The organism is Natronomonas pharaonis DSM 2160 (genome assembly GCF_000026045.1).
In the GTDB taxonomy this organism is placed as follows: Archaea; Halobacteriota; Halobacteria; order Halobacteriales; family Haloarculaceae; genus Natronomonas; species Natronomonas pharaonis.
Genome location: NC_007426.1, coordinates 1,181,646 through 1,202,870 on the forward strand (window position 1 = coordinate 1,181,646; position 21,225 = coordinate 1,202,870).

General features: G+C 61.7%; 21 protein-coding genes. 11 read left to right on the top strand and 10 right to left on the bottom strand.

The annotated features are described in order from the left end of the window. Positions 1-53: 53 nt before the first annotated feature. Together NP_RS06015 and NP_RS06020 are read left to right on the top strand one after the other, a co-directional pair. Positions 54-656: a DUF420 domain-containing protein gene (locus NP_RS06015; protein ID WP_011322935.1), complete on the top strand. Its 603-nt coding sequence runs from the start codon at positions 54-56 to the stop codon at positions 654-656. A 1-nt stretch (position 657) separates the two neighbouring features. Beyond that, positions 658-1,365: a 5-formyltetrahydrofolate cyclo-ligase gene (locus NP_RS06020; protein ID WP_011322936.1), complete on the top strand. Its 708-nt coding sequence runs from the start codon at positions 658-660 to the stop codon at positions 1,363-1,365. Here the strand turns inward: NP_RS06020 and NP_RS06025 are convergent. Genes NP_RS06025 through NP_RS06040 form a run of 4 tightly spaced genes read right to left on the bottom strand, consistent with a single transcriptional unit; the run spans position 1,362 to position 5,142 of the window. Next, complete coding sequence (locus NP_RS06025; protein ID WP_011322937.1) at positions 1,362-2,141, bottom strand: ABC transporter permease; 780 nt, start codon at positions 2,139-2,141, stop codon at positions 1,362-1,364. The genes NP_RS06020 and NP_RS06025 overlap by 4 nt on opposite strands. Beyond that, positions 2,138-3,058, bottom strand: coding sequence for an ABC transporter ATP-binding protein (locus NP_RS06030; RefSeq protein WP_011322938.1), 921 nt, complete (start codon positions 3,056-3,058; stop codon positions 2,138-2,140). The genes NP_RS06025 and NP_RS06030 overlap by 4 nt, the downstream gene beginning before the upstream one ends. A 54-nt stretch (positions 3,059-3,112) precedes the next feature. Beyond that, the gene (locus tag NP_RS06035; RefSeq protein WP_011322939.1) at positions 3,113-3,778 is read right to left on the bottom strand and encodes a DUF7546 family protein; all 666 of its coding nucleotides are present in this window, start codon (positions 3,776-3,778) and stop codon (positions 3,113-3,115) included. Next, positions 3,778-5,142: a heme o synthase gene (locus NP_RS06040; RefSeq protein ID WP_011322940.1), complete on the bottom strand. Its 1,365-nt coding sequence runs from the start codon at positions 5,140-5,142 to the stop codon at positions 3,778-3,780. Before NP_RS06040 ends, NP_RS06035 begins: the two co-directional genes overlap by 1 nt. Before the next feature lie 100 nt (positions 5,143-5,242). On the opposite strand from NP_RS06040, the gene coxB reads away from it, so the two are divergent. From coxB to NP_RS06070, 6 genes are all read left to right on the top strand, one after another. Beyond that, positions 5,243-5,995 carry a cytochrome c oxidase subunit II gene (gene coxB, locus NP_RS06045; protein WP_011322941.1) on the top strand — a complete coding sequence of 251 codons (753 nt, stop codon included), beginning with the start codon at positions 5,243-5,245 and terminating at the stop codon, positions 5,993-5,995. 143 nt (positions 5,996-6,138) lie between these two features. After that, positions 6,139-7,005 (top strand): cytochrome c oxidase subunit 3, encoded by an 867-nt coding sequence (locus tag NP_RS06050; protein WP_011322942.1) that lies wholly within the window; start codon positions 6,139-6,141, stop codon positions 7,003-7,005. A 69-nt stretch (positions 7,006-7,074) separates the two neighbouring features. Continuing rightward, positions 7,075-7,485, top strand: coding sequence for a DUF7541 family protein (locus tag NP_RS06055; RefSeq protein WP_011322943.1), 411 nt, complete (start codon positions 7,075-7,077; stop codon positions 7,483-7,485). Between the two features lie 60 nt (positions 7,486-7,545). Continuing rightward, entirely contained in the window at positions 7,546-7,833 is a 288-nt protein-coding gene (locus NP_RS06060; RefSeq protein WP_011322944.1) for a DUF6684 family protein, read from the top strand. Between the two features lie 116 nt (positions 7,834-7,949). Continuing rightward, positions 7,950-9,713: a cytochrome c oxidase subunit I gene (ctaD, locus tag NP_RS06065; RefSeq protein WP_011322945.1), complete on the top strand. Its 1,764-nt coding sequence runs from the start codon at positions 7,950-7,952 to the stop codon at positions 9,711-9,713. A gap of 432 nt (positions 9,714-10,145) precedes the next feature. After that, on the top strand, positions 10,146-10,415 hold the full coding sequence (locus NP_RS06070) for a DUF7520 family protein (protein WP_011322947.1): 270 nt from the start codon (positions 10,146-10,148) through the stop codon (positions 10,413-10,415). A gap of 36 nt (positions 10,416-10,451) precedes the next feature. Here the strand turns inward: NP_RS06070 and NP_RS06075 are convergent, their stop codons facing one another. Then, positions 10,452-12,959, bottom strand: coding sequence for an efflux RND transporter permease subunit (locus tag NP_RS06075; RefSeq protein WP_011322948.1), 2,508 nt, complete (start codon positions 12,957-12,959; stop codon positions 10,452-10,454). Beyond that, positions 12,960-14,471: a COG1361 S-layer family protein gene (locus tag NP_RS06080; protein WP_198408101.1), complete on the bottom strand. Its 1,512-nt coding sequence runs from the start codon at positions 14,469-14,471 to the stop codon at positions 12,960-12,962. A gap of 270 nt (positions 14,472-14,741) precedes the next feature. Here NP_RS06080 and NP_RS06085 point away from each other — a divergent pair, with 270 nt between their 5' ends. Beyond that, positions 14,742-15,350 (top strand): TetR/AcrR family transcriptional regulator, encoded by a 609-nt coding sequence (locus NP_RS06085; protein ID WP_011322950.1) that lies wholly within the window; start codon positions 14,742-14,744, stop codon positions 15,348-15,350. 93 nt (positions 15,351-15,443) lie between these two features. Here NP_RS06085 and NP_RS06090 read toward each other — a convergent pair whose 3' ends face one another. From NP_RS06090 to mgtE, 3 genes are all read right to left on the bottom strand, one after another. Then, positions 15,444-18,209 carry a BGTF surface domain-containing protein gene (locus NP_RS06090; RefSeq protein ID WP_011322951.1) on the bottom strand — a complete coding sequence of 922 codons (2,766 nt, stop codon included), beginning with the start codon at positions 18,207-18,209 and terminating at the stop codon, positions 15,444-15,446. 105 nt (positions 18,210-18,314) lie between these two features. Further along, entirely contained in the window at positions 18,315-18,545 is a 231-nt protein-coding gene (locus tag NP_RS06095; RefSeq protein ID WP_011322952.1) for an Lrp/AsnC family transcriptional regulator, read from the bottom strand. Positions 18,546-18,677: 132 nt separating this feature from the next. Then, complete coding sequence (mgtE, locus tag NP_RS06100) at positions 18,678-19,700, bottom strand: magnesium transporter (RefSeq protein ID WP_011322953.1); 1,023 nt, start codon at positions 19,698-19,700, stop codon at positions 18,678-18,680. Positions 19,701-19,947: 247 nt separating this feature from the next. On the opposite strand from mgtE, the gene NP_RS06105 reads away from it, so the two are divergent. After that, positions 19,948-20,178 carry an Lrp/AsnC ligand binding domain-containing protein gene (locus NP_RS06105; protein ID WP_011322954.1) on the top strand — a complete coding sequence of 77 codons (231 nt, stop codon included), beginning with the start codon at positions 19,948-19,950 and terminating at the stop codon, positions 20,176-20,178. A 46-nt stretch (positions 20,179-20,224) separates the two neighbouring features. Further along, a complete protein-coding gene (locus NP_RS06110; protein WP_011322955.1) occupies positions 20,225-20,608 on the top strand; it encodes a cupin domain-containing protein in 384 nt (127 codons plus the stop codon). On the opposite strand, the gene tmk is transcribed toward NP_RS06110, so the two are convergent. Continuing rightward, positions 20,598-21,188, bottom strand: a complete 591-nt coding sequence (gene tmk / locus NP_RS06115; RefSeq protein WP_011322956.1) for a dTMP kinase — start codon at positions 21,186-21,188, stop codon at positions 20,598-20,600. The two genes, NP_RS06110 and tmk, sit on opposite strands and share 11 nt — an antisense overlap. Positions 21,189-21,225 lie beyond the last annotated feature (37 nt).

A 21,225-nucleotide genomic window follows, 5' to 3' on the forward strand; every position in this document is an offset into this window, starting at 1 on the left:
GACCGTCGCCGGGAAGCGAAGCGACCTTTGTCCGGGAACACGAAACGAACGGTATGTCAACGGCTTCCGCCCCGTCCTTTGCCCGTAACCATCCGAAGGCGCTCGCCACCGTCGTGACGCTCGTCGGATACGTCGTGGTCATCGGAACCCTCTACGGCGACTTCGGCCTCTACCCGGAGATTTCCGAGTCGACCGTCGACCTGCTGGCACACGCCATCGCCGTGGTCAACGCCGCGACAATCGCCTGCCTCGTCGCCGGCATCTACTGGATTCGTGCCGACGAGATACAGAAGCACCGCGCCGCAATGCTGGCTGCCTTCGGGCTCATCCTCGTCTTCCTCGTGCTGTACCTGCTGAAGACGGGGGGCGGCGGCCGCAAAGAGATTCTCGCCGGCGAGCCGCTCCGGGGAGCGTATCTCGCGATGCTCGGCATTCACATCTTCCTGTCGGTCGTCGCGGTGCCGTTCGTGCTGTACGCCATCACGCTCGGACTCACTCGGACGCCGACCGAACTCAAGTCGACCGCCCACGCCACCGTGGGCCGCATCGCCGTTACGACCTGGCTCGTCAGTCTCGTACTCGGCATCGTCGCCTACCTGATGCTGACGTTCTACTACGGACCCGAGCAGGTCGAGTTCGTCCGTGGGATGGCATAAAATGTCAGCGACCGATAAGGAGACGCTCCGGTCGCGCATCTGGGACCGGCTTGAATCGGACGGGCTTGCCAGATTTCCATTCCCGCCCCACGGCCGGATTACCAACTTCGACGGGGCGGCCGAAGCGGCCCAGCGGGCGATGGACCTGCCCCAACTGGCCGACGCCGGCGCGGTCAAGGCCAACCCCGACGCGCCGCAACTGCCGCTCCGGCGGCGGCTGCTCAAGGACGGAACGACCGTGTACATGGCCGTTCCCCGGCTTTCGGAGCCAGCGTGCTTTGTCGAACTCGACCCCGAATCGCTCTCGGACCTCGATGCTGCACCGACCGTCTCCCACATGCGGAACTACGGCCGCCCCGTCGAACCCCCGTCGATGCCGTCGATAGACGCTATCGTCGTCGGTAGCGTCGCTGTCACTCGGGATGGCGTCCGCGTTGGCAAGGGGGAGGGCTACAGTGACCTCGAATACGCCGTCCTGCGTGAGTACGGGCTTGTCGACGACGGAACACCGGTCATAACGACTGTCCACGACGTACAGGTTGTCGACGAGACGGTAGCCGCAGCGGCACACGACGTACCGATTGATATCGTCTGCACGCCGACGGAGACGATACGGCTCGACAGCGGCTCGAAGCCGGACGGCATCGACTGGGACGCCCTTGACGACGACCGACGCGAGGCCATCCCGGTGCTGGAATCTCTCGATTAATCCGTTCTGGGCAGTGCGTACGCGCCCGCGGCGAAGAAGACGACTGCTCCGGCTGCCAGCACCACGAGATTCAGGTACGGGTCGCTGCCGACCAACCCGGTTCCGCCGGTGTTAGCGACCGGCTCGTAGGTTGCCGCCCGGAGCCCACGTGCGAAGTACGTCAGCGGCGACAGGTCCAAAAGCGGCACGAACCACTCCGGCAAGAGCGCGGGCGGGACGAACGTCTCTGAGAGGAAAAGCAGCGGAATCGCAATCCCGTTTGAGGCCGCAATGGCGCCGTCCTGTGAGTCCGCGATGCGACCCAGTATCGCGCCGAGCCCACAGAACAGCGCAACGCCGAGCGCGACGTACGGGACCACAAGCAGCGAGAACGTGAAGGCTGCGTCGGTAACGAGCAACACGAGCCCAAGGATGAGCAGCGACGCCAGTCCGATGACGACGACGTTGACAAGCGTCTGGGCGAACAGCCACTCCGCTCTGGAAAGCGGCGTCGTCGCCAGCTTCTCGAAGCGGTTGCCGCTCCGGTGGCGCGCGACCTCACTACCGACCCGAGAAAGCGGGGTAAAGAGCACGACGACTGCCAAATAGCCGGCGACGTAGTAGCCGGCCGGCTCGGCGAAGAGCCCGCCGCCCGTGGGGTCCGTCCCGACCAGCGCACCGAATATCAATATCAGAATCACGGGGAAAAAGAACGTGAAGAACACCGCTGTCCGTCTGCGAACGAAGGCATACCACGCTGCCCGCGTCTCGGCTGCGATGCGGCCCGCCCGGCTCATGGCGACGCCTCCGTAACCGGTTCGCCGCCGGCAGCGACGTCAGTGCCAGTCAGCGCGACATAAACATCGTCCAGCGACGGCTGTCGCCAGACGAGGCCCTCGTAGTCAGCGCCGGCATCGTCAAGCGCCTCAACGACAGACGGAATCTCCCGCGGACCAGCGGGGACGGCGACGTGGCGCTCGTCGGGGAGTAGCTCGTACCCAGCATCTCGCAGCGCCGTCTTCGCGGCTGTCCCATCGTCCGCTTCGACGACCAGTCGGCTGTCACCGCCGTGGCGCTCGACGAGCTCCGAGGGCGTCCCGAGCGCGATGAGTTCACCGTCGGCGAGCATCCCGACCCGGTCGGCGAGTTCTTCGGCCTCTGCCATGTAATGTGTCGTCAGCAGGACCGTCGTTCCGCCCTCGGCCAGCCCCTCGATGAGCCGCCACAGGTCACGGCGACCGCGGGGGTCAATGCCGGTCGTCGGCTCGTCGAGAATCAGGAGGTCCGGGTCGTTGACGAGCGTCGTCCCGACACACGCGCGACGCTTCTGTCCGCCGGAGAGGTTCTCGTAGGCGGTTGCAGCGCTGTCAGTGAGTCCCACATCATCGAGAATGGCGTCGGTATCCCGCGTCTCGTCGTAGAGCCCGCCGTAGTAGTCGATGAGCTCCCGGGCCGTCAGCCGCTCGGCCGGCGTAAACTCCTGTGGGAGCAGTCCGATTCGGTGCCGGGCCACCGATTCGGGGGACTCACCGAAGACGGAAATATCGCCTTCGGCCGCGGTCGTCCCCGTCAGCGCCCGGATGAGCGTTGTCTTCCCGGCTCCGTTCGGCCCGATGAGCGCGAACACCTCGCCGGCGTCAACCGACAGGGAGACACCGTCGAGCGCCACCGTCTCGCCGTATTGGCGGCGCACGTCGGAAGCACGAATGACCATACAGAACGCCGGTGGGCCGTGGGCTAAAGGCTACTGTTCCAGCCGAGCGCCGCACTACGAGAGCCAGCGCCGAAACTGGCCGAGACCGGGGCGGTACGAGAGCAGCCCCACGGTGACGACGAAGACCGCAGTACTAATCGCGTAGCTTTGGAACTCGATTGCGGCCTGTGCGACCGCGCCGCCGCCCCCGACGACACCGCCGACGAGCGCGGCGATGACCGGCAGCGTACAGGAGACACACGAGAACAGCCCGAGCAGACCGCCCGCGACGGCGTGTTTCGCCTCGACGGCAGTCACGTAGATGAGGTAGGCCAGCACGCCGTAGCCGAACGCCGTGTACGGGATGATGGCAAACTGGAGATACTCGCCGGCATACAGCACTGCTGGGTTCCACCCCGGTGGAAGCTCAGTCGCCTGTATCAGCAGTCCGGTTGTCGGGCCTGACGCCGGACCGAACAGCCCGCCGACAAAGCCCAACACGAGGAAGTAGCCGCCGGCGACCGCACCCGCGAGCGCCTTCGTGCGACGGGCGGCGGGCGGTGGCGACACCCGAAGCAGCGCCCAGACGCCGACTGTTATCCAGACGAGCGGCACCGCCCAGTAGGCGGTTGGCTGCCGTTCTGCGAGCAGAGCGTAGCCGAGTGCGGCCAGTACAAGCGCGTTCGCTACGATGGCCGTGTAGATGAGCGTCCAGTTCGGGTCCTTGTCAGTGGCCGTCATCACACCGCGAGCGAATCGATAAGTATCGCTACGAGCACGAGCCCGAGATAGGCGTTCGAGGCGTGGAACGAGCGGAAGGCCGCCCGGTCGGTCTGCTCGTAGTGTAGCTCAACGACGGCCCACAGGAAGACGCCGGCCGCAAGCACTGCCGTCGCGGCGTAGAGCCACCCGAGGTCAGTGACGGCCGCGAGCGCCCCCGCTCCCAGAAGCGTCGCGCCCAAGTAGAAGACGATGTGTTTTCTGGTCTCGGTTTCCCCGCGAACGACGGGCATCATCGGGAAGCCGCCGCGCTCGTAGTCGTCCTTGTAGGCCAGCGCGAGGTTATAGAAGTGGGCGGGGGTCCACAGGAAGATGACCGCGGCCAGCACGAGTCCGCCGATGCCGATGGTTCCGGTGACCGCCGCGTAGCCGATGAGCGCCGGCAGCGCGCCAGCAGCGCCCCCGATAACCGTGTTCTGGACGGTGTTGGGTTTGAGGATGAGCGTGTACACGACGCTGTAGAAGGCGATGGCGGCGAGACCAAGCGCGGCCGCGAGCAGATTGACAGAGAGGAACGCCCACAGCGAGGCGACGGCCAGTAGCCCACCGAACGCCAGCGCGTTCGCCACCGGGACCTCGTGGGTCGCAATCGGGCGGTCCGACGTTCGCTCCATCCGCCGGTCGATGTCACGCTCCAGTACGTGGTTGAACGTTCCGGACGCGCCGATAGCCAGCACGCCACCGCCGAGCGTGAACACGACGGTCCGCACCGTCGGCGTTCCGGCGATGACCATGCCGGCCCCAGCGACCAGACAGAGCAGCCACATGAGCCGTGGCTTCGTCAGTTCGAAGTACGCCCGCGCGGTGGCCTTGGCTCGGGCCAGCCCTGAAAGCGCCGGCTGTTCGGTGGCCGCGGGTTCCTCGTCTACCGGCGGTGCCAGTTCCGGCGGTGACTCCGGGGCATCGTCGCTACCGGTCTCAGCTTCGAGATGCCACGCGAGCCCGACGACGAGTACCGCGAAGATGGCCATCGCGACGAACAGATGGAGGTTTGCAAGTGCCGAGCCGGTCGCCACCAGCGCCCCGAGAACGACCTGTGCCGGATACAACGCGAGCGCGAGCGCGAGTGTGGTCTTTACGCGGGCTGTCGTTTCGGACCACCCGACGACGGCCGTCGCAATAACGAGCAGACCGACGACGGCGGCCACGCCTCGGTGGAGCACAGCGACGGGCACCGATGGGTCCGAGAGGTCCCCTCCACAGAGCGGCCATCCTTGACAGGCGGCCGCCGCGTCGGCGAGTGCCGCTGTCGCGCCGACGACAACGAGGACGTAGACGCCGACGACCGTCGCGGAAAGCAGCCCCGAGAACCCAGTCGTACGCATTGTCCGATATCTTCGGCTGCCCATACTTAGACCCCCCGCTTCCAGCGGGACAGTCGGAAGTCGGCACTTACTTTAGCTGGTACTCCAATAGCCAGCCAACATGAGAGTCACGCGCATCGCGCCGGTCGCGCTCGTCGGGGCCCTTGCGCTGCTCGCGGTCGAGCCCGTGGCCGCCCAGAGCACTATCCAAGACGAGCTCATCACCGACCTCAACACGACCCTACTGTACGCAGCGATTCCGATAGCCATTCTCGTCGAAGCGATTCTGATATACGCGGTCGTCAAATTCCGGAACAACGACGACCCTAAGCCGACCGAGGAGAACCGACGGCTCGAAATTACGTGGACGATTGCAACCGCCATCGTCCTGCTTTTCGTCGGCTTTGCCTCCTATCAGGTGCTCGCTGTCGAGGAAGTTGGTAACCCACTCGAAGACGAAGACCGAATCGAACCGTCAGTCTCGGAGGACCTCGAGGGGGCTGTCGGTCCGTACGAACACGAAGAGGATGCTGTCGAAATAGAGCTTGAGGCCTACCGGTACGGCTGGGAAGCGAGCTACGCCGACGGTGAGGTAAGCGAGTTCGACCAGATACGGATACCGACTGACAGACCGGTTTATATCCACATCTATGCGTCCGACTGGCTCCACATGCTTCACGTGCCGGAGCTCAACCTGAAGCAGTCCGCCTTCGTGGGTGAGTACAACACCATCAAGACCGAAGCCTACGAAGAGGGGAGCCACCAGTTCTACTGTACAGAGTACTGTGGGACCGGCCACTCCCAGATGAACGGTGAGTTCACGGTCATGGACGACGACGAGTTCGACGACTGGCTCGACGAGCAACTCGAGTAAGCCCTCGTCGCGCGTTCGACCGCCTGCCGTTTTCCGTTCCTGTTTTCGCTGCCGCTACCAGTACTGTCGCCGGCCCAACTGTCGCGTCTTGAGGCGCAGCCGTTTTGCGAGGGTTTTTGACCCTCCACTCGAATCAAGCGCGTATGAGTGTCGAGACAGACGACGGACACGGCCATGGTCACGGCCACCACCTTCCGGCCGTCGAGGACTGGCCGAAAGGATTCGGTGAGGCCTCTTGGTGGCCCTTCATCGCGGCCCTCGGTGGGTCGGGACTGTACATCGGTGCAGCGCTTTTCGTACTGGGACAGCCGGAGCACGGCGTCGTCAGCCCGCTTGCTGGCCCGCTCGTTTTCGTCCTGAGCACCGCCGCGTTCCTCGCCGGCCTGTACGGCTGGCTCTACCACGCCTTCATCGTCGACTTCTGGGCTGGGGAGGCAGACGACCACGGGTTCCCGATGAAGCTAACAATGCTGTTGTTCCTCGGGACCGAAGTCGCTACCTTCGGAGCCGGGTTCGTATACTACTTTTTCATCCGGGCCGACGCATGGGCCAACCTGCCGCCGATTGTCGCTGACGGAAACGTCCTGAACGCGCTCGTCATCGCGAACACGCTGATTCTGATAGCCAGTTCGGTTACGATGCACTACGCCCATCACGCGCTCCTGAAGGACAACCGAAAGCGGTTCGTCCGGCTGCTTGGTGCGACGCTCCTCTTGGGGCTTATTTTCCTCGCCGGCCAGACCTACGAGTACTACGAGTTCATCACGGTCTACGGCTTCGGACTCACTGACGGCGCATACGGGTCAGCGTTCTATGCGCTGACCGGCCTCCACGGTCTCCACGTCGCTTTGGGCGCTGTCCTGCTGACGATTCTGTTCATCCGGGCGATATACGGCCATTACTCGCCCGAAAAGCACGTCTCGGTCAGCACCGTCTCGATGTACTGGCACTTCGTCGACATCGTCTGGGTGTTCCTCGTCGTGGTCCTGTACGTCGGGGCCATCGTCTGACTGACGAACGCTTCTGTTTTCGTTGTCGCCAACCGACGCGCCTTTGAACCGCTGGTACGACACACCGGTATGGGCACGGAGTCCGACTCGGAGCGGATGGCAGACCGATACGACAAGACAAGTCCGTGGCCGCTCGTCATTGTTCTCGGGCTCGTCCTCAGTGAGATTGGCATCCTGTTCAATGTCTACCCGGTTGCTATTGCCGGCCTCGTCATGTTCGTCGGTAGCGTCTCGGGTATCATCAGCGAGGCGGGATACGTCGCCTCCCCGTGGCGGCTCGTTTCGGGGCTCGGGCTGTTTCTCGCCGTCGTCGGCGCGTTGGTCATCTGGACGCAACTCGACGCCGTTTCGGTTGACGCTGCCGCGACGGCCGTCGCTGTCCCCGCAAACGATATTGTCCAGCGTGGCGTGACTATCGCCGCGACCGGCGGGGTACTCGCAATCGGCGGTGTTGTACTCCCCCGGCTGCGAGGGCGCTGACCCCTCCGAGAGCGTGCGGAACCAGTAACCTCTTAATGTCCGTGGACAAATGAGCGCTCAATGAGCAACAGTGTCTTCGACCGCGAAACGATGCTTGACCTGTCGGTCAACGTGATTCCGCTGGCGGTGCTGCTGTTCTTCATCGCCGCGTTTGCCGTCATTGCGCCGTTCCCCGGAAACGCTGTCGTCGTCGTTGTCCAGATGAGCATCATTGTCCTTACTGGCTTCGGGCTCGCCGTGCTGACGTACTACTCCGGCAAGGCGGTCGCCGGTGACGAAACAGACGACCAGATTCCCCCTGGATACTCACGCGAGGACGCGGCCGGACCCGCTCACAAAGAGGAGTAAACCGCCCCTTACTGGGGGGGCTCCCCCTCGGTAGCTGCTGCAGCGTCGCCGGAAACCGACAGCGGATAACGCAACCTTTCTTTACCAGTAGTCCTACCGAATGGGTAGAGACATACATGGCTGCAGAACAGCTCGCGTTGGCAGTTCTCATGGGGGCGCTCGTGCTTGCGGCGTTTGGGTTCGTCGCCCGCGTGCAGAACTGGCATCTCCCGTTCGTTGGTGGCCAGCGGGTCGCCACCGACGGCGGTCACGCGCACAAACCCGCTGGTATCACCCGCTGGCTAACGACTGTCGACCACAAGGATATCGGCATCCTGTACGGCATCTACGGTGTCATTGCCTTCCTCTGGGGCGGCGTCGCCGTCATGTTCATGCGCTTCGAGCTCTGGACGCCCGGAGCAACACACATGAGCACCGAGATGTACAACGCTTTGCTGACGAGCCACGGCATCACGATGCTGTTCCTCTTCGGGACGCCGATCATCGCGGCCTTCGCGAACTACTTTGTCCCGCTGCTCATCGGTGCCGACGACATGGCGTTCCCGCGCATCAACGCCATCGCGTTCTGGCTGCTCCCGCCGGGGGCCATCCTCATCTGGGCTGGCTTCTTCACGATGCCGCTGGACATCGGTGTCGGACCGGCCGAGACCTCGTGGACGATGTACACGCCGCTTTCGGTTGAGCAGTCCAACGCCGGTGTCGACCTCATGCTCCTTGGGCTTCACTTAACCGGCGTTTCGGCGACGATGGGCGCTATCAACTTTATCGCGACCATCTTCACCGAACGCTCCGACGACGTGACCTGGGCGAACCTCGACATCTTTAGCTGGACCATTCTCACACAGTCCGGCATCATCCTGTTTGCCTTCCCACTGCTTGGCAGCGCCCTCCTCATGCTGCTGCTCGACCGGAACTTCGGAACGCTGTTTTTCGCCACCGAAGGCGGCGGACCCATACTGTGGCAGCACCTCTTTTGGTTCTTCGGTCACCCCGAAGTCTACATCCTCGTGCTGCCGATGATGGGTCTCGTCTCGTGGATTCTGCCGAAGTTCGCGGGCCGAAAGCTATTCGGGTTCAAATTTGTCGTCTATTCGACGTTAGCAATCGGTGTGCTCTCCTTCGGTGTGTGGGCACACCACATGTTCGGGAGCGGCATTGACCCACGCATCCGTGCGTCGTTCATGGCGACATCGCTGGCGATTGCGATACCGTCCGCGGTCAAGACGTTCAACTGGATTACGACGCTCTGGAACGGCAACATCCGACTGACAGCACCGATGCTGTTCTGTCTCGGCTTCGTTGCCAACTTCGTCATCGGTGGCATCACCGGCGTTTTCCTCGCGTCGGTGCCGGTGAACCTCCTGCTCCACGAGACCTACTACGTCGTTGGTCACTTCCACTACATCGTGATGGGGATGATTGCCTTCGCCGGCTTCGGTGCCATCTACTACTGGTTCCCCATCGTTACCGGCCGTATGTACAACCGCCGGCTCGCGAAAGCGCACTTCTGGCTGTCGATGATCGGCTCGAACATCACGTTCTTCGCGATGCTGATCGCTGGCTACCTCGAAATGCCGCGGCGGTATGCGACCTACGAGTTCGACCCGAACCTTGCGCCGCTGACTGAAGTTACACTGCTGCATCAGGCGATGACAGTCGGCGCTGTCATCATCGCTGTCGGGACGTTGCTGTGGTTCGTCAACGTCGTCTGGTCGTGGAAGAAGGGCACGGAAGTCACCGACCCCGACCCGTGGAACACCAAAGAATACGGACTCCACGGCCGCGAGTTCGCGTGGTTCGAACAGCAGCTCGCTGCCACTGATGGCGGCGACGAGGAGCTTGCGACGGACGGCGGCGAACCAGCCGACGAAGCACAGTAACCTCTCACCCAACCGCGCTTTCTGCCTCGGCGTTTCGATAGGCCGCAACGATACCAGCGCATGCCTCGCTAGCCGCAGCACGATTCATTCCAAGAGTGGGCTGGTTGGGCGGCAGAAACAAAAACAGTAGCCGACGCACCGACGGCTGTTGGTTCGTGCTGATGCTACCGCTGAACGATACGGTCAGCCCCCGCCCCAAGGGTGGGCCGACAGGACTGCGGAACGACGCGTCAACTCGACGTAATGACGAGAATAAATGCAGTTGTCGCCATGAGCAATGCGACCCCGACGAGCACGACGAGCAGATACTCTTTTTCGGTGAACTCGCGCGTCTTAGCCATACACGTAATAGGGAGCATCATCTCAAAAGCGTTTCAACTCACGGCGGCGTGCTCCAAAAGGCTCATTCGGACGGTTGGCGTATCAAAAGATGTGAGCGATTCAGACAGCGCAGGCGTCGGTGGCAGGCGGATTATCGTCGGTCTCTACATCATCGTCGTCACAATCGCCGGCCTCTTGGGAGCGATAATTGGTAGCGCCGGCCTTCGCGACCTCGAGCCCGTTTCATTTCTTGGCATCGTCACATTCCAACCGACGCCAACCGGACTCGCCGCATTCGGTATGACAACGGTCGGCTTCGGCCTCGGTCTCGTCTTGCTCCTCGTCGTGGTTGTCTCGCGTCGGATTCCCGACGAAGCATAAAAGCGCTTCTGCGCTTGGAGGCGGCGAGAAAAGCAGTCAGGCTACCTTGTCCCGAAGCAGGTTCTGAATTCGAACTACTGTCTCGGACTCCATGGCCAGCTCGTAGGTGAAGATAGCCGGTGGGAGCGCAATGATTGCAGCGGCAAACGAGTAGACGACGGACAGCGCCATCAGCAGTCCGAAGTCGCCGAGTACCGGCGTAATCGCGAAGGCGAGCGCGCCGGTCCCCAGCGATGTCGTCAGCATACTGCCGGTCAGCGCGCCGCCAGTGCCGGTCAGCGTCGTCTCTAGAGCGTCGGATGTGTCTTCTTGTTTTTTGAACTCGTCGATAAAGCGGTGGGTGATGTGGACAGAGTAAGCGATACCGATACCGATAGATATCGACAGAATTGTCGCTGTCAGGGCGTTTAGCGGCATATCTAGCAGCCGCATCGTTCCGATGAGGAACGCGACGGCGATCATAATCGGGAAGACGTTGACAATCCCTAAGAGCGGCTGCCGTTCCAGCCATCCATAGGCGATGACGAGGAAGACACCGGTAAGCACCAGCGCTAGGACGAGACCCTGAATCGCCGACTCAAAGATTATGTCGCTGATAACGTCGAAGACAACGATTTGACCGGTCGCTGTCGCGCTGTAACGGAAGTCTTCGGAGAACTCCCTCGCGTCGTCGCTGATTTCACCCTGCGAGGCGTCGGCGTCAACGCCGAACTCGATTTGTGCACCGCGGCGGTCGTCGGTGAGGTACTGGTCGGCCTGCCGGCTGACTGCCGGCGGCGCTGCGTCGAGTTCGTTGTATATCATCCCGAGGTTCCGGTTTGGAATCCCGTCTCCGGTTCTGTCGTTCCGGTCGACTAGCGCGGCAAACTCCGGATTCCGTTCGGCGTACTGGTCAATGACGTTGATGATACTTGTCTCGTCGGCGGCCCCACCTGGCCCGACTGCAAGACTATCGGGCGGGTCATCCGTCGGTTCAGCAAGCGCTTCCAACGCATGATCCTCTTCGAAAGGCCCCTCAACAAAGATCGTGACCGACTCACCTTCCATCGCGGCAAAGCGGTCCTCAAGGAGGTTGATGGTCTCCGTAACAGTATACTCGCCGGGGGCAAACGGTTCCGGGATGTACTGAACGTAGGCAGCCTCTTCTTCCGGCGGGAGGAAGTCTTCGTTATCGAATGATGTGTCGACACCCGACCCGTAGGCCCCCATCCCGGCTCCGGCAAGGAGGATGACAACGACAAAGACAACCGGCGCATTCTGGCTTGCTTTCGACGGCAAGGCGAGAATCCGGCCAAGCGCAGATTCCTCGGAAGCGATCGGCGTCGAGTTGAACTCAGGCACATTATACTTTTCTCGAATCCGGTCGGCTTCGATTTTCGCTGCCGGGAGGAACAACCCGAAAACAAGGAATGTGAACACGATACCGACCGCGGAGACGATACCCAAGTTCCGTATCGGGTCAAGATCGGAGACGACGTTCGCGCCGAATCCGAAAACCGTCGTCACTGTGACGATAATGAAGGCGATGATGAGCTGATTATTGGCTGTTCGCATCGCCGTCACCGGGTCGTATCCTTGGATGGTCTCCTCGCGATACCGGTTGATAATGTGAATGCCGAAGTCGACTCCGACTGCTAGCAACAGCACCGGGACCGAAATCATGTTCTGGTCGAACGGAATCCCGGCATGTCCCATGAAGCCGAATGTCCAGATAATCGTCATCAGCAGGGCAAACAGCCCCATCATAAGGTCAATCGGGTCTCGGTAGGCGACGACGAGGAACGCCAAGAGCAACACGACGACAATCGGCATCACGATGGCCAGTGAATCACCGATAATTTCCCCGAACTCGCTTTGGGTAATACCGGTACCGAACACACGCAAATCGCCGGGTTCGTCGTCGGCGATACTGTCGATGGTCGTCTGAATATCTGCTAAGTCATTATCATCAAACCCTTGTGGGACATCATGGCTGATGGATGTCATTGACGCCGATGCTGACGCCTCTGTTTCGCTGAAATCGTTACCCAACTGTATCGCAAAGCTCTCATCTTCCTCCGCGGCTTCGCGGACGGCTCCTCTAATCTCGGTTGGCGTCGCATTCTCGACGGCTTGCCGGTGGGCAGCCATCGATGACTCGGCAGTTACGTCCTCATCAAGCGCTCGTGCGACGCTGACAGGCGGCCCGCCCGCTGAAGCCATCCGAAGGTCCTCACGCTGCTCAACTCGCTCAAGCACCGTCAGCGAACGGAGCAACTCTCCCCTAGTGAGCACGTCACCGCCGACATGAATCAACTGTGTCGATGCCGTGTCCTCAGTGAACGGTCCCTCGAACTGTTCGTTGATAGCGTCAAGGGCCTCCTGCTCGGGAATATCTTGCGTGAACCCCTCGGTCGCATCGTCTTCATCCTCTACTGCTGGGACGCCGGCGGCGAAGGCAGCCGTAGCGAGCAGAAAGACGAGGACGACCGTCTTCGGACGGGTGACGATAGACTCCTTGAGCGTATCGAAGACGGTTTTCGCCCGCTCGCTACCGGCTGGCATTCATTTCCTCCGGTACCAGTAGAAGCCGCCGCCCGCAGCGAGCAGGACGACGCCGACGAGTAGCCACGGCAATCCGTCTTCAGCCTCGGTGACGTTGTAGGCGACGCGTGTCGTATCGGAAAGCTGGCTGTTGCCGCGCTCGTCGTCATATCGGAAGTCGAACTCGATGGGGTACGTCTTCGGTGTTGCGCCGGCTTCGGCTTCGAGTTCGAACGTCATCATTGTCGTCTCACCGGGGTCGAGTTCCTCGACGAAGCCCTCATCGTCGTCGCTGTCAAGCGGGTCGTCCGCAAAGAGCCGCGCTTCGACGTCGGTTGCCGTCTCGTCAAGGTTGTTCGTCACCTCGACATCGATGAGTTTGGTCTCGCCGGCCGCTATCTCGCGGTCCTCGACATCGACGAGGAACTGGTCGCGCCGGGGGGCGATTTCAGAGAAGGCGTCGGTGTCCTCGTACTGGCGCAGTTCGTTGTCCGCGTTGCGGTAGGTGACCATCATGTCGAAGACCCGCGGGACGGCTTCGGCCTCGCGTGTCATCTCGATGGGCATCCGGAAGTCGGCAGACTCCCCTGGGTCAAGCGCGCCGACGGCGACGCGTTGTTCGACTGGGACGGCGTTGGGGTCTTCATCGGCAAAGCGGACGACAGCACTATTGGCCGTCGTTGGGCCGGTGTTGGTGACGGTGCCGTAGAGGTCGCCGCGCTCGCCGACGCGGAGTGTCGAGTCGATATTGGAAATCGAGAAGGTCTGTTCGGCTTCCGGCGTCGTTCCGCCGATAAGGCCTTCCTGAAGGCCATCGGTCGCGTCTTCGTCGGTGTATCGGACGGTACCGTCGAAGGCGAACTCCCGGATGCTGGCATCGGATGGGACAGTCACGTCGTAGTTGAGTGTCGTCTCCTCGCCGGCGGCAAGTTCACCGATGCGGGTTGTATCGGACTCACGTTCGCCGAAGAGGAAGCGAGAACTCTGTGTTTCGAGTGTCAGTTGCACATCGTCGGCATCCTCGTGGCCGATGTTTTCGAGCGTCACTTCGGCAGTACCGGTGTCGCCGATCTGTGCGTCGGAGTCGACGCCAGTAATTTTGAAGTACGGTCCTTCATCGACGGTGATATCGACGGTTCGAGTCACCGTCCGAGTGCGGTCTTGGGTTGAGCCGCCCCGCTGTGAGATAGCTGAGGTGTAGGAGTATCTGAGGTCGACATCAATTTCGTACTCTCCGGGCTCGACGTCATCGGGGACCGTCACAGCGATGGGGACCTCCCGTGGCTCGTTTTCACCGACCGAGCCGATAGCCATTTTGCCGGTTTCGACCTCGATACCACGCTCGCCTTCAGCTTCAAGCCGGACGTTACGGGCGGTTGTGACGACCTCACGGTTGCCGGGCGCACCGGTCGTTACCCGGCCATCGTTTGTTACCTGTAATGTGAGTTCGGACGTTGCCTCAGGCGGCAGGGTTTCATCGGGTGCCTCGACATCGAGGTCGGGGCTGCCCTTCACGAACAGCGGGTCCTGCATTTGCCCGGCGGCAGCCCCCGCCATAGCCCCAACAAATAGCACAGCGAAAACGAGTGCAAAGGCCGTCAGACGGCGCATGCTTTCCCTCTAGAGCAGTTTCCAACTGTCGTTCGGTGACGGAGGGGCGGTCCGTCATCCGGTACTTCGGTCTGTGGGGATCCGCCGTGCAGCATTGTAGATACACACTGTTCACGAATACAAAATGCTTTTGTTTTTGTATTCGCAATTGAGGGACAACACCGGGCCGGAGGGGGCCGGCGAGAGCCACGAATGAAGGGATTTACCGACGAAGAACGGGACCGAATCGAACGCGAGTTGCGCGAGGCTGGCCGGGAGCTGTTTGCGAGCTTCGGCCTCGAGCGCACGCGAATCAGCGACATCACCGACGAGGTCGGCATCGGCACGAGTACGTTCTACCAGTTTTACGACTCGAAGGCCGAACTGTATCTCGACGTCATCTACGAGGAGGTGACCCAAATCGGCGACGACGTCGCCGACGAAATCGCCGATGCGGAGTCGCTCGAAGAGGAAATCCGCCGGACGCTGACGTTGCTTTTCCGGAAGCTCGAAACCAACGACATCCTGTATCAGGTGCTCGTCGAGGACGACGGCCAGCGGCTGCGAAACCAACTCGACGCCGACGTCCAGAAGCGTCACCATGAGAACAAATACCGGACGCTCGGCCCGCTCGTCGAGCGCTGGACCGAAAACGAGCGATTCCGGGCCGACGACCCGGAGGTCGCCCTCGACATGCTCGGGGCCGTCCCGCAGTTTGTCGCCCACAGACGGCAGTTCGACGCCCTCGACCGCAATGACGCCTACGAGCCCGCCCGGGAACTGCTGGTCGAGACACTCACCGACGGGCTGGTCCTCGAGTGACCTGTGATTTCCGTCATACGACTGCAGTCGTTGGATGCCCACGACACTGTACCGCTTAATCGTCGCCGTGGTCCCGCTGCAAGGTGGGGCCGACTAACCGCCGAGTACGTACGCCCCACCGACGATGACCGCCGCGCCGACTGCGTGTCTGGCCCCGACTAGGCTCGTCAGCGCCCCGACGAGTTCGCCGAGGGCGTCGGCCGGCAGGTTATCATCGACCGGCTCTGCCGGGTCGTCAACGGGGTCATCACCGCCCGCAGCGATGACCTCTTCGGGCTCCGGTGGCTCGACAACGACCTGTCCGGACGCCTCGTCGTCGGGTGTCACAACAGTGTAGTTGTAGGTCCCGGCTTCGAGTCCGTCAGGCACATCGAAGTTGAACGGTGCCGGCTCGTCGGGCTCGACGGTTCTGTTGGTCTCTGCTATCTGAGCGTCCTCAAAGACGAACTCGATGGGCTTTCTGTCAGCCGCGTTGCCGGTGTTTTCTATCGTTGCCGACACACGCGTGTCGTTGTCGCCCTCGGTCATTGTCACCGGATTGCCGACATCGGTGACGATGAACTCGCTCGGGTCGTCGAGGTCGTCGACGACATCCGCAGCGCGCTTGTCAGCGAGCCGCTGGTTGGCGTAGAACTCCGCTTCGACATCTTCTCCGACCCGGAGTGTCGAGAGGTCTTCCGTGGCGCTGAAGCTGCCGTCTTCGTCTATCTCGACTTCGTCGATGGTGATGCGGGTCGGATTCGTCCGGTTGTGAGCGATGAGTTGGATGTGGGTCTCCGTCCCCGGTGCGACGTTTGTCGTTCCCTCTATGGTTACTTCGGTTCCGTTGTGGACCAGCAGCTCATCGGCGACGGTCGTACGGTCGTACTCGGCACTGGGGTCTTCGATGCGGAACGGCGCGATGTCGGTCTCGCCGGTCTCGCTTGTCCGGTAGTAGGGGTAGTGTTCGGTGTTCGGGTTCTCGTCGACGAGGTCGGGGTCGATGCTGTATGCCGGTGGCCGGACGCCGAGCGGCACGTCAACGAACCGGTGTCGGGCGTCTGACGGTGATTCGTAGCCGAACTCGACATCGAACTCGTCGCCGTGGCGGACCGAGCGGGTAAACGGACCCGAGTCGCGAGTATCGAGGACAACGTAGAACCGGTCGATTTCGCTCAGTTCCTCGTCTTCGTGGGCTGGCAGGACATAGGCATCGCCGTCCGCTGGTTCATTGAAATCAATCTCAGTTGGAGCCGTGTTGGGGTCCGAGTTGGTTTCGCTGACGTTGACGATAATGCCCTCGTGGGCGTCAACGACGCTGCCAAGCGCTCGGGGATGAACACCCTCCTCAAACGGCGGTTCGGAGCCATCACCGAAGGCAAACAGGTTGCCATAGATGCCCGTCGCCTCGATTTCGAAGACGAGTCGGTCGCCCTTCGCGACCGTCTCCCGTTCGGTAAGTTCGTCAAGTAGCTCGTTGAGGCTGCCGGTCTCTTCGACGCTGTTTGCGCTCGCTTGCGGGGCGACGTGGGTCGTTACCTCTCCCGGCTCCGGCTGATTCAACAGCAGGTTCGACCGCCCTAGCGGATAGTCGAAGTCGGGTATCTCGTCGTCACGCGTGATGACTGTTCCTTCCGCTCCCGCGACGATTCGATAGCGGTCCGGCTGAAGCGGACGGGGCTGTTCGGTCATATCGAGTTCGGCCCGGTATTCGTCAAGCGACGCTGCTATCTCGTCACCCTCCCCTTCCTCGTCTTCCCTGAAATCCACATCGTCGAACTCGGTTTCATCACCGTGGAGATAACTGTGAACCGTCCCGTCAGTGATGTAGACGGCGTCCGCGGGTGCATCAGTTCCGAGCAACCGTGTGTTGACTGTCAGCTCACCACCGTCGAATTTGACGATATCGAGGAAATCGTTGACGCCTTCCTCGGCGGTCGTTCCGTCAGCGCCGACAAGCAAGTACGTCTCGTCGAGGCCATCGAGGCTAACGTCCATCGTCACGAGGTCACCAGCCGGCACCTCGTAGAGGTCTTCGTCGAATTCGACATCGATCTCCGGCTCCTCGACTTCGAGCGGGATGACTGTCTCTTCACGAGAACGGTCGACGCTGATAACGAACTGATAGTTAGCAGCGCCGACGTGAGTGAACGAGGCCTCGATTTCCGGCACAGGTGGCTGTTCGCCGGCATCAGCTGGCCGATTGATGAGCAGGCGGTCGCCGTCGGTCTCGACGCCGATATCTTCGTGGTCCCTATCGACACTGAAAATCGACTCCAGTTGGTTGCCGTCCAACCCCGGCGAGGATACCACGACGTGTTCTGCGGGACTCCCGTCAGCTTCGACCGACAGTGTTGTTTCGTCATCCGGTCCGATACTGTCGACCGGGTCGTCGGCGAACGACGCAGCTATCTCACCGAACTCGACGGTTTCAGTTGCCGGCTCGCTGGTCCCCTCCCCGCTGTGAACGGTCAGCGTTGCGGTTGCCTCGTCAATAGTCGGGTTTCGAAGCGAGATGGTAGCTACGGCTGAGACGTCCTCACCGCCGGCCGTCTTCGTGAAGGTAATAACACCACCAGATGCATCGGCGTCGTCGAAGTCACCGGTGTCGACGATATCGATGAACTCGCCGTTTTCACTCTCTGTCCACTCCGTAACGTCGAGCTCGAAGACGAGATTTTGGTTCTCAGAGACGTTCGCGACATCTCCTCCGACCTCGTACTCAGCTATCGCGCCGGCGAGCTCGTCGTCGGTATCGAATTCGAAGTCCTCGATTTCGGGCTCGGCCGCCGCTGTGCCGGCACCAACAGCAACGACGAAACCCACCACTATCGCAACGAGCGCCAGCCGACGCAATCCGGAGGGACCAAGCGATGACATACCCGTGGTTGGGCTTATATACCCCACTTCGAGGTATCAACGTTCGGGTCGTATTCGCGCCCGAAACCCGGGCTGAGCCGGCCACCGGCACGGGTGCTGGCAGCGTTACCCCATCGCGACGTAGGTGTGCGTGTCGTCGACGCCGTCGAGGCTCTGAATCGAGGTGGCGGCGATGTCCTTGACATCTCCCGGCGACTCAACCTCGGCCTTCGCGATAATGTCGACATCGCCGGCGACGATGTGCGCCGAGACGACGCCCTCGATGGCCTTGATGTCGGAACGGAGCCGGTCGGCCTCGCCGGTGTTGGCCTTGACCGTAATGTAGGCGACAACCACGGGTCAGTCCCCCTGAAGACGGGATGTGCGTCGTCGTCCGGCTCGCTGTAGGGTCGTGGCATTAGTACACATAGATTGCTGTACGACGAGGGGGATAAACAATGTTGCTCAAAAAATCGCGCTGCGAACGGACTACAACAGCTCCGCCAGCAGGAACGTCGCCAGTCCGAAGTAGATTAACAGCGCAGTCACGTCTTTGATTGTCGTCACGAGCGGGTCCGACACAGCTGCGGGGTCGTAGCCGGCTTTGTTCGCCAGCCACGGGATGACGTAGCCGACGACGGAGGCGACGACACAGACGGCCACAAGCGCGATGAAGACGACAATGGCTATCGTCTCAGCGTGTGGGTCACCGCGGAGCACCCGCCAGCCGTAGGCTGCGCCGGCACCGAGGCTGCCGATAATGAGACCGATAGCGAGTCCGATAAGCCCCTCACGAGCGAAATGTCGCATCGCGTTCCGGTCGTCGATATGGCCCAACGCGAGCCCGCGGACGAAAATCGTCGATGCCTGTGTACCGACGTTACCGCCCATGTCCATGATGACCGGAATGAAAAACGCGAGTGCGACTGCCGTCTCCAGTGTCGCCTCATACTCCTCGATGACGGCACCGGCGAGCAGTCCACCGACGAGTGCGACGATGAGCCACGGGAGTCGCAGCCAGAGTATCTTCGGGACCGATGATTCGAGAATTGCCGTGCTCCGGGACGCCTCGATGTCCCGGAAGGTCATCCCGGCGCTTTTGAGGATGTCTTCGGTGGCTTCTTCCTCGACGACATCGACCATGTCATCGGCGCGGACGATGCCGACAAGCGTGCCGTCGTCGACGACTGGCAGGGCTTGGAAGTCGGTGTCGGACATGGTCGCCGACACTTTCTCGGGGTGGGCATCGGCGTCGATAGTCACGAGGTCCGTCTCCATGATGTCGGTGACGAACTCGTCCTCGTCGGCGTTTAGAAGCTCCCGGAAGGAGGCGACGCCGGTGAGGTTCCCTTGGTCATCGACGACGTACAGGAAGTAGACAGTCGTTTCTTCATCGACCGGGGAGAACTCCCGGAATTCCCGTATCGCTTCGCCGACGAACGTGTCCTCGTCGACGGAAACGTACTCGTTCGATACAAGCTCTCTGGCGCTGTCAGCGTGTGTCTCCACCATCGTTTTCACCACAAATGAGTGTTTTTACGCGGGACCCTCCAGCGAGGGCGGCCGTCGTCGATACAGTCGTCGCGACGGGGCCGACATCGGCTCCGCCGCCGACAGCGCCACTGGGAATGGATGCGGGTGCGGACATACAGGAGGTGCAATGATTAGACAGTACAAAAATATTATTCGAGACAGGAAAACAAACGTCACGGGTTAACACGACGAAAGCGATTTGTCAATCCATGTTGGATACCCACACATGGCTCGTTCGTTCATCATGGTCAAAGCCGACACCGGCCGAGCGAGGGCGCTGCTAGAACGATTCAGCGACCTCGATTACATTGCCGACGCGAACGTCGTCGCCGGCGATATCGACATCGTGCTCGAAGCCGAAGCCGACGAAGTAGCCGATATCATCGACTCCGTGGCAACGAATGTCAGGGCGATAGAGGGCGTCGTTGATACGAAAACCTACGTCTGTCTCGAATAGGCGGGCCCTGCGTCGCACCTATTATGCTGGACGCAGTAGCCCCGGTATGGCCGAGTACAAACACGTTAACTACGACGACATCGAGCCGGTCTCCGGCGGCATGCACTTCCTCCGGGAGCCGCTCGACAGCGAGCGCGTCGGCGTCACCGTCGCTCGCTGTGAGCCGAACTGGAACAGCCGCCCCCACGACCACGCGGACAACGACCACGAGGAGATTTACGTCCTCATCGAGGGAGAGGCAACTGTCGTCATCGATGACGAACCCGTCGAGATGGAGACCGGCGACGCCGTCTGGATTCCGCCCGAGGCGACGAGGCAGATACGGAACGACGACGAGGAGTGTGCGTTCGTTCTCGTGAGCGCTCCGGTGTCGCTGGAGCCGGACGACGGAGAGCACGCCGAGTGGACGACGGACGGCTTTATCGGCTGAGAAGCGTTTCGACCGTCTCGACGGCCGCCTCGACAACAGCCGATTCAGACTGCGTGGCATCGATTCGGTGGAACCGCTCCGGCTCGGCCTCGATAAGGCGCTCGTAGTTTTCACGCACCGATTCGAGGTAGTCTGCGGCCTCGAACTTGTTCGTCGCGCCGGCCCGTTCGGCCCCGACTGTCGGCGGGACATCAAAGTACAGCGTCGCATCCGGCGGTCGAGTAAACGGCTCGTGGACTCGCTTGACATAGGCCATCGGCTCGTCGATGACACCCTCCAGTGTCGCGCCCTGATAGGCGTAGCGGGAATCCGAATACCGGTCCGAGACGACGGGTTCGCCGGCTTCGAGCGCTGGCCGGACGACCCGGGAGAGGTGGTCGGCATGGTCGGCGGTGTAGAGAAACAGCTCCGCGAGCGGGTCGGCGTCGGCGTCGCCTATCGAGCGTTCGACCGCCGAGCCGTACCACGAGTCGGTCGGCTCGCGGGTAAAGGTCGTCTCCTCGGCGGTGAGCCGCTCACGCAGTGCCGCGTGGGCCGTCGACTTGCCGCTGCCGTCGATGCCTTCCAGCGTGATGAGCATACCTCGGTGGTGAGAGAGCAGACGTATAGTAGCCTCG